General features: G+C 44.5%; 13 protein-coding genes. 7 read left to right on the top strand and 6 right to left on the bottom strand.

Annotated features, from left to right (window positions below; genetic code table 11):
* Nucleotides 1-198 precede the first annotated feature (198 nt).
* Complete coding sequence (locus ACVW2L_RS04395) at nucleotides 199-858, top strand: NAD(P)-dependent oxidoreductase (RefSeq protein ID WP_457126739.1); 660 nt, start codon at nucleotides 199-201, stop codon at nucleotides 856-858.
* 154 nt (nucleotides 859-1,012) lie between these two features.
* Here the strand turns inward: ACVW2L_RS04395 and ACVW2L_RS04390 are convergent, their stop codons facing one another.
* A complete protein-coding gene (locus tag ACVW2L_RS04390; RefSeq protein ID WP_457126738.1) occupies nucleotides 1,013-1,921 on the bottom strand; it encodes an NAD-dependent epimerase/dehydratase family protein in 909 nt (302 codons plus the stop codon).
* 107 nt (nucleotides 1,922-2,028) lie between these two features.
* On the opposite strand from ACVW2L_RS04390, the gene ACVW2L_RS04385 reads away from it, so the two are divergent.
* Nucleotides 2,029-2,898: a sigma-70 family RNA polymerase sigma factor gene (locus ACVW2L_RS04385; RefSeq protein WP_457126737.1), complete on the top strand. Its 870-nt coding sequence runs from the start codon at nucleotides 2,029-2,031 to the stop codon at nucleotides 2,896-2,898.
* Complete coding sequence (locus ACVW2L_RS04380) at nucleotides 2,870-3,304, top strand: GNAT family N-acetyltransferase (RefSeq protein WP_457126736.1); 435 nt, start codon at nucleotides 2,870-2,872, stop codon at nucleotides 3,302-3,304. Before ACVW2L_RS04385 ends, ACVW2L_RS04380 begins: the two co-directional genes overlap by 29 nt.
* A gap of 138 nt (nucleotides 3,305-3,442) precedes the next feature.
* On the opposite strand, the gene ACVW2L_RS04375 is transcribed toward ACVW2L_RS04380, so the two are convergent.
* A complete protein-coding gene (locus ACVW2L_RS04375) occupies nucleotides 3,443-4,195 on the bottom strand; it encodes an SDR family NAD(P)-dependent oxidoreductase (protein WP_457126735.1) in 753 nt (250 codons plus the stop codon).
* 95 nt (nucleotides 4,196-4,290) lie between these two features.
* Between ACVW2L_RS04375 and ACVW2L_RS04370 the strand changes: the two genes are divergently transcribed.
* The 3 genes from ACVW2L_RS04370 to ACVW2L_RS04360 all read left to right on the top strand — a co-directional run bounded on the left by ACVW2L_RS04370 (nucleotide 4,291) and on the right by ACVW2L_RS04360 (nucleotide 6,376).
* Nucleotides 4,291-4,647, top strand: a complete 357-nt coding sequence (locus tag ACVW2L_RS04370; protein WP_457126734.1) for a winged helix-turn-helix transcriptional regulator — start codon at nucleotides 4,291-4,293, stop codon at nucleotides 4,645-4,647.
* A 20-nt stretch (nucleotides 4,648-4,667) separates the two neighbouring features.
* On the top strand, nucleotides 4,668-5,591 hold the full coding sequence (locus ACVW2L_RS04365; RefSeq protein WP_457126733.1) for a helix-turn-helix domain-containing protein: 924 nt from the start codon (nucleotides 4,668-4,670) through the stop codon (nucleotides 5,589-5,591).
* A 74-nt stretch (nucleotides 5,592-5,665) separates the two neighbouring features.
* The gene (locus tag ACVW2L_RS04360) at nucleotides 5,666-6,376 is read left to right on the top strand and encodes an SDR family oxidoreductase (RefSeq protein ID WP_457126732.1); all 711 of its coding nucleotides are present in this window, start codon (nucleotides 5,666-5,668) and stop codon (nucleotides 6,374-6,376) included.
* Nucleotides 6,377-6,428: 52 nt separating this feature from the next.
* On the opposite strand, the gene ACVW2L_RS04355 is transcribed toward ACVW2L_RS04360, so the two are convergent.
* The 3 genes from ACVW2L_RS04355 to ACVW2L_RS04345 form a co-directional block, all read right to left on the bottom strand.
* Nucleotides 6,429-7,232: a helix-turn-helix domain-containing protein gene (locus tag ACVW2L_RS04355; RefSeq protein ID WP_457126731.1), complete on the bottom strand. Its 804-nt coding sequence runs from the start codon at nucleotides 7,230-7,232 to the stop codon at nucleotides 6,429-6,431.
* A 1-nt stretch (nucleotide 7,233) separates the two neighbouring features.
* Nucleotides 7,234-8,115 (bottom strand): oxidoreductase, encoded by an 882-nt coding sequence (locus ACVW2L_RS04350; protein WP_457126730.1) that lies wholly within the window; start codon nucleotides 8,113-8,115, stop codon nucleotides 7,234-7,236.
* A gap of 457 nt (nucleotides 8,116-8,572) precedes the next feature.
* Nucleotides 8,573-9,613 (bottom strand): FAD-dependent oxidoreductase, encoded by a 1,041-nt coding sequence (locus tag ACVW2L_RS04345; RefSeq protein WP_457126729.1) that lies wholly within the window; start codon nucleotides 9,611-9,613, stop codon nucleotides 8,573-8,575.
* Between the two features lie 72 nt (nucleotides 9,614-9,685).
* On the opposite strand from ACVW2L_RS04345, the gene ACVW2L_RS04340 reads away from it, so the two are divergent.
* Nucleotides 9,686-10,579, top strand: a complete 894-nt coding sequence (locus ACVW2L_RS04340) for a helix-turn-helix domain-containing protein (protein WP_457126728.1) — start codon at nucleotides 9,686-9,688, stop codon at nucleotides 10,577-10,579.
* Between the two features lie 158 nt (nucleotides 10,580-10,737).
* On the opposite strand, the gene ACVW2L_RS04335 is transcribed toward ACVW2L_RS04340, so the two are convergent.
* Nucleotides 10,738-11,637 carry a hypothetical protein gene (locus ACVW2L_RS04335; protein WP_457126727.1) on the bottom strand — a complete coding sequence of 300 codons (900 nt, stop codon included), beginning with the start codon at nucleotides 11,635-11,637 and terminating at the stop codon, nucleotides 10,738-10,740.
* Between the last annotated feature and the right edge of the window lie 111 nt (nucleotides 11,638-11,748).

Genomic DNA, 11,748 nt, shown 5'->3' with positions numbered 1-11,748 from the left:
GACATATATCACATTTATCTTAAAGTTGCGGATTAATTTAAAACGGCACCTATGGAAAACAGGAAGTGGCGTCAATTAAAACTTTTTATCCACACACCAATGGTAATTCATTGGTGTATGTTGAATTTAGTTATTCGCTTGATTAAGCGTAGCGAGAACTCAATTATAAAATAAATGCTGTTAAAAACACAACACAACATGGAACAACATAAAGAATCTGATCATCGACATATTGCAGTTTTGGGCGCCAACGGTGGCATCGGAAAACAAGTCGTGATGCAGGCTTTAATCGCCGGTTATGATGTATCCGCTATTTTAAGAACACCAGATAATTTAACTATTCAGCATCCGAATTTAAAAGTCATTCAAGGTGATATAATGCGGGCCGGTACATTAGACGAACATTTAAAGGGTAAAGACGTCATTATTTCTGCAATCGGCAAAAACTCATTTAAGAAGACCACACTTTATTCCCAGGGCAGTAAAAACCTGATCGAGTCGATGGAAAGAACAGGCGTTAAACGCGCTTTCTTTATTTCAGCGTCAGGACTGGATGTCAACCCGAAACATCCGTTATTGGTCAGGCTGGCTACTAAATATATCCTACAATTAATCTTACGAAACCCCTATGCGGATCAACGCAGTATGGAAAATATCATCAAACAAAGTAATATTGACTGGACAATCGTGCGTCCTCCTAGGTTATTAGATAAATCGTTAACCGGTAATTACAGAATGTCGACAAACGGATTCCTGGAAAATGGTCTTTCAATTTCTCGTGCTGACGTAGCGCATTTCATTGTTAACAATTTAGGTAATGAAGTAATCATTAAAAAGACCGTGGAGGTCGCCTATTAAGTTATAAAGAAGAGCGTTTTCTATTTCAAAACCAACTTTAAACGGCTGTCACCAAGACAGCCGTTTTTGATACAGTATGGTTTGAATACCCCGCAGTGAGTGTTTGGAGATTCAGGCTAAAAGCCCCTATATGCTGATTGTGGAATTCCTTAATTCAGGACATATCTTTTATCGTCTTAACAAAGTCTGTAAACACCGGTTTCCAGTCCTTCAAAAGGGGGTCTGGTTTTAACCTGTAGGAATTTGTCAGATAAGCAAAGGTATTTTTTCCTAGAATTAATTTTGCTAACCAGCCGGGCAAATAGAAAGGACGTTTATTTCGAAAATGTTTAGAAAGTTCAGTCAGCATTTCAGCATATAACAATGGTTGTCCGTCAGACACATCGATTGTTTTGCCTTTCAAAACTTCGGCATGTTGAATGCTGAATACAATTGCGCTCGCTGCATCCTGCAGGTGAATCCAATTGGTATAAAAATCACCGCTTCCGATCATCGGCATTTGACCTTTGGAAATACTTGCGATCAGATTATCAGTTATAAAATCGTTCTCTGAATAAAAGCCGGCAAAGCGCAAAATAATATACTTACCCGGAAATTCTTTGACAATCATTTTTTCCATTTCAATAACTGACGCAACCATGCCAGGTTGCTTCTCAGGCAATGAGGTTGCAGTATTCACCCAGTTGCCATTTTGTTGTCCGTAAATAGCAGTTATACTTTGTCCAACAAAAAGTTTAATTTGGTTAGTAGCGGCGGCTTCCAGCAAATTTTTGGTCCCCTCTGTTCGGATGCGATCATTCATTTCCCAATCGCGGGGTTTGGAAAGTGACTTTTTAGGAATATTTGTTGCCAAATGTAATATCACGTCACAGCCCCGGGTTGCTGCTACCATATCTTCCTTTACAAAAAGATTTCCTGCTCTAACCTCTATACCAAGTTGACCAAGATCATTTTGATTTTGTGTGGAGCGCGCCAATGCTACCACGGTATGATTTTGTGCCTTCAATAGCGGAATGATGCGCTGGCCGAGTACGCCTGTTGCGCCTGTTAAGAATACTTTCATACTTTATCTAGTTAAATAAACAGAAGAGTAGCCGATCGATATTTTGTGACAGATTATGTCACAAAAGCTAATCGAACTACTCTTATATTTGAATTAAAGACCATCAAATGGACATTTATCAGTACCGGCGTACCCTTTTTTCCATTGCATACAATATGCTCGGTAGCATTAGTGATGCAGAAGATATGGTGCAAGACACCTATGTAAGCTGGTTGCAAACCGACCAATCCAACGTAATTAACCCTAAGTTTTACCTGATCCGAATTGTCAGCAATAAATGTATTGCCCATTTGAATAAGGTTAAAAAAGAACGGGAGGCCCAACTCCGATTATGGTTACCGGAAGCTGACTTATCTGATTCACAGATTGACGGTGATCCTGATAAGTTAACATTTGGTTTCATGTACCTCTTAGAAAAACTTACACCGCTGGAGCGGGGTATTATCATTCTTAAAGAAGCATTTGATCTGAAACACCAGGAAATTGCTACGAACTTCGATATTTCTTATGAGAACTGCCGCCAGTGTTTGAGCAGGGCAAAAAAGAAGTTAATAGTAGAAAACGCAGGATATCGAATTAACACGCTGGAGCATAAAGAAATCCTGCTGGAATTTTTAAACGCTTGCGGCACTAAAAACACGGAAAAATTGATCGCCTTATTGCGGGAAGACATAGTGGTCTACTCAGAAGGTGGCGGTGCGCTCAATGGAGGTTTGAAACCTATTTTTGGTAAGGAAAATATTTCAAGATTATTTAGCCATGGTATGGATCAATGGGATGGTTTCGAAAAGGTAGAAGTTGTTTCGATAAACGGTGTTTCAGGCGCGGCATTTTACAAGTTTACAAGTGATAGTTTACCTCACCTTTTAGTATCCATCGAAGTGGATGAGGATAAAAAAATCGGCCGGGTTTTTTTTATGGCCAATCCGACTAAAATTAAAAATAGCTATGGCAATAATTTCATTATTAAGTCATAAGGACTTAACCTTATTCAAAGCCCTCATCGTACTTTTTAACAAAGTATTTGAAAACCCTGATTCAATTGCGGGTGATGAACAATTAAGTCACTTACTCAAAAGCAACACTTTTAAAGTATTCGCAGCCCAGGAGGGTGACCTAATTGTCGGTGGGATAACTGCCTATATTTTGCCTCAATATTATAGCAATACCCCGTCAATTTATATTTACGATGTTGCAGTAGATAGCCATTATCAGCGTCGGCAAATAGGTTCTCAATTACTGGATGCTGTCAAGGTTTATGCGGAGGAAAAAGGATATGGAGATGTTTACGTGCAAGCTGAAGCAAACGATCCGGAAGCACTTTCTTTTTACGAAGCTAATGGCGGACTGAAAGTTGCTACCGCTCAATTTACTTTTAGATAACTTGTATTTCACATCAGCCGTCCAAGACCGGTTAACCAATCGCCTGCTACAAGCGTACTGAATGATAAACTATCTAATTATATCGCTAACAAGCGGCTGGTCGTAACCCCGACCGTCCGCTTGTATATTCATTCGCTATCAAAAAGCATAGCGCCTGGCGCCACCATCTACCAACGCAACGGTTCCGGTTACGTAACCCGCACGCGGGGAAACCAGAAAGGCAGCCATATTGGCCATATCCTGAGGCTCGCCGAAATCTCCTAAAGGAATTTCGCTAGCAGAGTATACTTTGCGCTCTTCAGGGGTAAAGATCCTCCGGGTGTTTTCGGTATCGATCAGTCCCGGCTGCAGGCAGTTTACTCTTACCCCGTATTGCCCCAACTGTCCTGCCAGTTGCTTGGACCACATGACAATGGCGGCTTTGGCGATAGAAGAAACATTAAGAAAGCGCAATTCATAGGTGCTGGTGATGTTGAGTATCGTCCCGGTTTTTCGCGCGATCATATCCGGCAGCAACGCCTCCGTTAATTGCCTGTGACAATCGAAATCCAGCCGCATGGATGCTATCCAGGGTTCCTCCGGACCAACAACTTCTACCGGCTGACTTTTTCCCGCGTTATTAATGATGATGTCTACCTGTCCAAGGGCCGACATCGCCTCGGTTGCGATCTTTTGCGGTCCGTCGGTAGCCAGCAGGTCCTGAACGAAAGTCACGGGGATAACGCCCCCCGAGGCTTCCACCTCCTGCTGTAATGTTTGCAGCAAGTTTTCGTTTCTGGCTACGGCGAAAACTTTCACGCCCTCCAAGGCTAATTCCTTCGCTATAGCTTTGCCTATACCCTGGCTGGCGCCTGTTATTACCGCTGTTTTTCCATTTAAGTGTAAGTCCATTGTAGTATTTATTTGATGTGCTTTCAAAATTAAGCAGCAACATTTATTTTTAACTGCTGGCAACGAATTGTGGGGTACAAACAAAAATGTAAGTAATGGGAAAACGTAAATTAAACTCAACATTTACCTTAAATGAAAGCTTTCTGACAGAATGCGATCTGACCTACGCGGTTAATAAGATCGGCGGCAGGTGGAAGATCCTGATCATTGACAAATTAGCGGATCGCAAGCTCCGCTTCGGTGAATTAAGCAAGATCTTTCCATTGATCACAGAGCGCATGCTGACGCTGCAACTGCGTGCTTTGGAAAGCGACGGGCTGGTTAAACGTACCGTGTACGCTGAAGTACCGCCACGTGTGGAATACGAATTAACACCCATGGCTTTGGAATTTTTACCCATATTCAAGCAATTGAGTGCCTGGGGCAACAAGCATAAAAGTTTAGTCCAATAGCTCATGTATTGCTATAAGAGATGAAGAACAACAAAGACATTCCCTTATATGATCTGACGAAGTTCCGGCATGTGCACCGGGAACAAACCGACTCCAGATTTGGTTATGACAACCTCGACGCGGCTTACCATGTTCCCGGTTTCGAGCTTTATTCCAGTAAAGGCCTGGTCGGTTCCGTCGGGCCATTAAAGTCCGACTTTTACCGGATGAGCATTACCTGCCGCGGGACACTCGATATGCAGATCGGCCTGGAGCATTATCAGCACCAGCCGGGCACCGTATCCTTTACCCATCCCCAGCAGCTTTTCGCTAAAAACAATATCAGCAAAGACGCTTTTGGCTATTATATGCTTTTCAGCCGCGACTTCCTGAACGATCTGGTGCCTCCGGTTAAGTTTGGCGAAGAATTTCCCTTTTACAGCCTTTCCGGATTACCTGTATTTGTGCTTGCTCAGGAGGAACTCACGAAGGTTATCGAATTGGTTAAGCAGATAGACCAGGAACTGCGACGAACGCAGATTGAAAAGATTAAAGCCGTGCAAATGTATCTGTACCTCATCCTGCTGGAAGCTAAACGGAGTTACCAATGGCAGCAGCTGCATTTAACTATCGCTGAAAATGACAGCAACAGGCTGGTGGCCGGGTTTACCAGACTGGTTGGCCACCATTATCTTTCTCTGCGCCAGGTAGCCGATTACGCGGACCTTTTATCGGTGACACCGAACTATCTGAACAGGGTGGTCAAAACCATCACGGGCAAAACCGCTTCTGATACCATTAAAGATATGCTCTTACTCGAAGCCAAATCACAACTCAGGTATACGGAACAAACGGTTGCTGAAATTGCCTATGGTTTAAGTTTTAGTGATCCGGCTTCCTTTAACCGGTTTTTTAAAGCAAGCAGCGGGGAAACACCAGTAAATTATCGCAATAAGGCTAATTAGGTCTATACAAGGGCGAATCGGGTAAATTGAATCGGGCGTCATGCACTGCACTTTTGTACAAACAAAAAGCAGTTATGACAGCAACATTCAATAATCAGCAAATTATCGTTGCCGGCGGAGCATCCGGCATTGGTCTTGCCTCAGCGCTTCAATTCAAAGCTCAAGGTGGTACAGTAACAGTTACCGGCAGAAATACAGAAAAATTAATTCATGCAGAAAAGCAGGGACTGGTAACTGCAAAAGTGGACAGCACCGACCGGAATGCATTGGATACCTTCTTTAAAAATTACGGACCGATACAACACCTTGTCATATCCCTGAGCGGCAGCAAAGGCATGGGAAACTTTTCCGAGCTGTCACTTCAGGTTTTAAGGGAAGGCTTTGAGGAAAAATTCTGGGCTAACCTCCATACGGTACAAGCCGCACTCCCCTATATCGACAAAGGCGGCAGTGTTACCTTGGTAACCGCGATATCCGGCATCGCTAAATTGCCCGGCACATCCGGGCTGGGCGCTATCAATGGTGCTTTAGAAATTATGGTACAAACCTGGGCGAAAGAATTTGACCAGATTCGTGTCAACGCGGTATCTCCCGGCGTTGTGGATACCGGTTGGTGGAATTTCCTGCCCGCAGATAAAAAGGACGAAACCTTTGCGGCATTTTCCAAGCAGATCAAAGTTGGACGCGTTGGCCAGCCGGAGGAAATCGCTGATGCCATCCTGTTTGCAGCAGGCAATCCCTACATGACCGGTAAAGTGATCGCTTGTGACGGCGGGCTTTCGTAAGGGCCGAAACCGCGTAATTTCAGCCCATAAAAGGATCTGTTCAAAAAATGGATCATATCACTTTTGACGGTGCTACACCAAACTTATTTTTAAACGCGAACGAAAAGTGGGACAGGTTCTCAAAACCGAGATCAAGATAGACATCAGAGGGTGACCGTCCCTTTTCTTTAATGAGATAAAACGCTTCCTGTAGCCGCCGCTGCAGCAACCATTGTCCGGGCGTAGTCTTGAATGCTTTTTCAAAGTCCCGTTTAAAAGTTGCCAGGCTACGTCCTGTCAGGTAAGCGAATCTTTTCATCTGTACATTAAATTGGAAGTTTTTTTCCATAAAGCTTTCCAGTTCAATTTTGCCGGGTTCGCTGAAGTCAAATAACGAACCCGATAACCCGGGATTCGTTTGGAGCAAAACCAGTATGGCCTCATTGACCTTCAGTTGTTGCAATTCTTCACCAATTAATGGCTCATCCTGACCATAAGGCTGAAGCGAATTCATAAGACTTGCAAAAAGGGCGTTTGAGCTTAACTTAATTATTATTTCAGGTGAAGTTGCCGTAAGTTCTTTGCCTGGATGCTGTAAACTAAAGTTGCGAAGGCTTTGCTGGTCGAGATAGATAGAGACAGATCTGAACTCCCCTCCGGGCGGAGGTTCCTTGATGTATTTGACAAAATTGTTACGCCTGATCAACCTGAAATCGCCCTCATCGAAAATGTGCGTTTGCCCGAGATTGTCCGTTAACGTAAGCCTGCCGGATATCTGGTAACTGAATACATGCTCAGGGACGAACTGTTCTCCGTCCCTGCTCCTGGTATAATAACAGGAATACCCGATCTTCGGTCTTTCACTAACAGCCATCATATTATTTCTTTAAAGTCAGGAAGCGTTTCCCTGCTTCGGTTTCCAAAAAATTCTCTGCATCATCACTATCCGTTGAAAGACTCATCTTTTCCCATTTTTCCAATTCACGCAATTTTGCGGCCTCTGAGTGTTTGACTATAGCCACAGCTTCGCTGCCCAAAAGCAAATGCAATGGCGGCTCAGGATGATTTACTATATCCACCATCACCTGGGCAGCCTTATCAGGATCACCGATCGGTTTAAAGCCACCACTTTTAAAAAGCTGGATGCGTTTGTTGACCATGTCGTACCCGTCTATTTCATGCGCATAGGTCATGGAGTCACCGGCCCAATCTGTACGAAAACCACCAGGTTCAACACAGGTGACTTTAATGCCCAGGTCAGCCACTTCTATAGCAAGTCCTTCACTAAATCCGCTCAAGCCGAATTTCGCTGCCTGGTAAACGGAAACACCGCCGCTGCCGGTACGGCCGCCCATTGAACTTACCTGCAGAATGTGACCTGAACGTTGCCGCCGCATATAAGGCAGTACCGCACGGGTGATCTCGATGGGACCATAAAGATTAGTCTCCAGTTGGCTGCGAACCTGCTCTGTACTCAGTGCTTCGACAGCCCCCGTTATCCCAAAGCCAGCATTGTTCACCAATACATCTATCCGGCCATAATGCGCGACCGTATCAGCAACTGCTTTCAGCACCTGATCCTTGTCGGTAACATCAAGTTGCAAAGGATAGATTGCGTCCTTGTATTTCGCAACAAGGTCGTTTAAGCTTTCAATATTCCGGGCTGTTGCCGCTACTTTGTCACCATTGGCTAATACTGCTTCTGTCAGGCTTCGTCCCAATCCCCGGGAGCTACCTGTAATGAACCAAATTTTTGTCATGTTTCTGATTTTAAATATAGACAAAAGTAGCACAGTTTACGGGTAAACGTTTTGTTGTGAAGCTCAACTTGCTTTGTTGTAAAGCTCAATCTATAATATATAGATATGACAAAGCCCCGCATTGCAGGAACTTGCTCCATTGAGAGGATATAATTTAAAACTTAAGACAAGGCACTACTACAGCAGGCATTTTATTTTTGATTTTCCTTAAAAGGTGTTTTCAAAAGAAAAAACGGTAAAAAAGAAAGTCGAGAAGGCGGTCTCGAAGCCCGGCCGGGAGAACTACAAGTCCCTAAGGGTGGCCGCAGCGGAGGACATTATGCGTTCGTACGAACGAGCTGACCGATCTTGACGTCGCTTTAGTCCGTTTAGCTAACGATCGCTTTGATGGGTGCTGGTCGCATTGGTAGCCGTTGCTGCATATATAATGGCAAGCTGGCAGAAGGCGCAGCATTTGCTATTTCATTAATTGCCTGAATGAAAAGCCTGGCGCAAGCATTTCGAGCTCATTTTCGCTGGAGGCATGTTGTGCTTCGCTTGCATAAAACCTCATGCGCCTTTCATAATCGCTGATAGCCAAGGGTAAGGTTTTGAACCGGCTGCTAATCAGGTTTTCAGCTAAAAGCATAGCGTCGATAAAACCAGTATTTACACCCTGCCCGGCGAAAGGCGGCATGAGGTGTGCAGCATCACCAATCAGCGTGATCGGTAATGGGCGCTCCGTTTTCCAGGATTGTGCCAAAGGCAATTTACGCGTTGGCAGTCCAACAAAGCCGGTAGTAGCGCGGAATAACTCCTTGTAGATCTGGTGCCAGTGGGCGAACCTTTGCGTCAGGAAACTTTGATAATCATCAGGGATAAACTCAGGTTTTTTGATAATTATACCATAGGTCAAAGCGCCATTATTCTTAGGATTGGCAACCAATAAGTCACCGTTATGGGCGGCCATTAGTCTTTTGCCGTCGCATAGCGCATAAAAATCAGCGCAATTGCGCTCGGGATCAGGCACATCTCCCTGAATGATGAAGGTGCCTGTTTCTTCCGGCTGGCTATCTGTCACTAAGGACCGGAGTTTGGACATACCGCCGTTAGCAATTACGACGAGATCAGCCTTTGGTATTTCCGTAATGTGCCTGCTCCAAATAACGGTACCGGGTTTTAAACTGTTCAATATTAGGGTCCGCAGTTCATTGCGGTTGATCTCGGGGTTGTCATACCGTGGCGGGTGGGTAGCTAAAATATGAGCATAATGGTCAGCAAAGGCGATACCCATTGGCAAGGCGAGTTCATAATACTTTTCTAACAAACCGGCTTTTTCCAACGCCTGCTGCCCCGAGTCTTGATGAAGATCAAGTGTACCGCCCCATATCCGCGCCTGCGGGTCTTTATCCCGTTCGTAAACCGTCACGTTGACCCCTTCTTGTTGTAATAATTTCGCCATGATCAGGCCTACCGGCCCGGCGCCAATGATGGCGACTTGTTTATCCTGTAATAACATGATACAAAGTTGCCGTGTATCCAGAAGATAAAATAGCTACATTTGACCATAAATTAGTCGCATCAGACCCTTATGGTACCTGGCATTTTAATCAAGTTGGCGGAACTGTTGGACACGACAGTCGTAGGACACCGGCTAAACATTCCAGAAAAATTTGGAAGGGGTTACTGCGCCGGCTTTATTTTTAACCCCCATCTCCGGCTGCTGATAAGTGATTATGAATTGCATCAGGATCTCTCGGTTGAAAACCCCGAGCTGAATCGGTCTAAACAAATGATCTTTTTTAAATTGCGGTATAGCGGTGTACCAGCCGTACTGATCGCGACCAGCCGTCTGAATACGGATGAACTGATTGGTATCCACTCTAATATAGCTACCATAAATATAGAAGTGGATGCCGACTACCTGAAAGGACTTTTGCAGCCCGAATCACGGCTCTTAAAGGAATTGTTATTGAATGCGCAGCCATTGCTGTTTGAACTAGTCATTCAGCCGGCATTACAAAAAATCGCCGACGAGATGGTATTGGCGCAAGGCGCTACGTCTTTTGACCTACTGTTGCTGCGGATCAAAGCCGAGGAACTGATATGCCGCTTACTTATGGAACTGGATAAGCGGGCAGAACAACAAGTTTATCCTGTACTTAGCGAGGACGTAAGGACGCTATACCGGGTACGGGACCACTTGCTGGCAAACCTGGAACGACCAACGCCTATTGCAGAATTGGCGTCACTCGCCGCAATGAGCCCAACCAAGCTCAAACGTTTATTTAGTCAGGTTTTCGGTAACAGCATTTTCAGCTATTATCAGGAAGTCCGTATGAAGGAAGCCACCCGCTTATTAAAGGACGAGCGGCTTTCCGTTTCCACCGTAGGCTACAGGCTTGGCTTTACCAACCTCAGCCATTTTTCGAGGGTTTTCCAGGCGCATATAGGCCTGAAGCCCAAACAATACAGTCGATCATAGCATATCAAGGTCGCGTGCCACATAAAAAATGGGCACAAGTGGACGGTAGCCGAGCTTTCTGATCGTTGAGAGATCCATAATGCCTTCGAAGGGATCAGTTAATGGACCTTGCAAAATTATTGTCTTTTGAAAATAAGTAAACCGGATATTTATGAACCTCAACTGCCGTACCGCCCCTTGTACACGCGTACCAGTCTTTCCAAGCGGCCTTTACTGATGTTAAAATCGCTGATATCGATATTAACAATGCCTCCGGGATGCTGAAAGCTAAAAGTAAATTTAACCCCTCTTTTTCCCTGATCTACCCGGGTCACTTTTTCGTTAAAGATCAGATCCCAGTTCAGAAAACCTGTCTGCTCGGAGTAAAGACCCTGGTTATCGAGCACCAGTTCAGGCTGTTTCTTGATCATTCGTTGAACGGACCTAAATACCAAGAAAGTCGGAACCAGGGCGATCACCGCAGCTATTATTTTCAAACTTGTCGGGCCATCATGCTTTATTGTCAAATGTTCGATGACCGATCCAATTGCTACAAATAGCAACGCGAACAGAATATTTATAATAAGATGGAGCTTTGAATAGAAGACCTCTATTCTGGCCGGGATGTCAGGATCATCTTTGAAGGCGCTCCTAAAATTAAAGCGATCTTGTAAATTTCGCCATTGTTCTCTTTCTTCAGTAGACTGGAACTGCAACTTGTCCATCACCGTGCCATAAGCGGGACAAAGATGTGCTTCCGTTGCCATAATCTTCAATTCGTGTACGTCATCCACGTTGTCAAAGGCCCACAACTTCCAGCGGGTTGTTCTTTTACTCCAGAACAGATACGGCAGATAAAAAAACACCACAAAACAAAACACGGTAACTGCAGTGCAGACCAGCCAAACGTTGGTGGTGAAAGGAGGTCCTTCAAAAATGCCTATTAAGATCAGTGTTATTGGGAACAAAAACAAAAACAGGCCGACGACCATGACGATACGCGGCAGCAGCAACATTTGCCGTCCTTTTGTGATGGCTTCGTCAACGGATATTAAGCTTGTTTTTTGGTAGGTGGTCATTTTTGATGCACTTATAACTATTGATTTATCAAAAGAGTTTGGTATGATCACTTATTGTTGCCCCTAAACAAAACTTTGGACAGTGAATGCCGTTGCTATCATAGCACATCT

This window comes from Mucilaginibacter sp. HD30, assembly GCF_054061755.1.
Note: the sequence above shows the minus strand (reverse complement) of the source record. Positions and strands in the feature narration are given on the sequence as shown.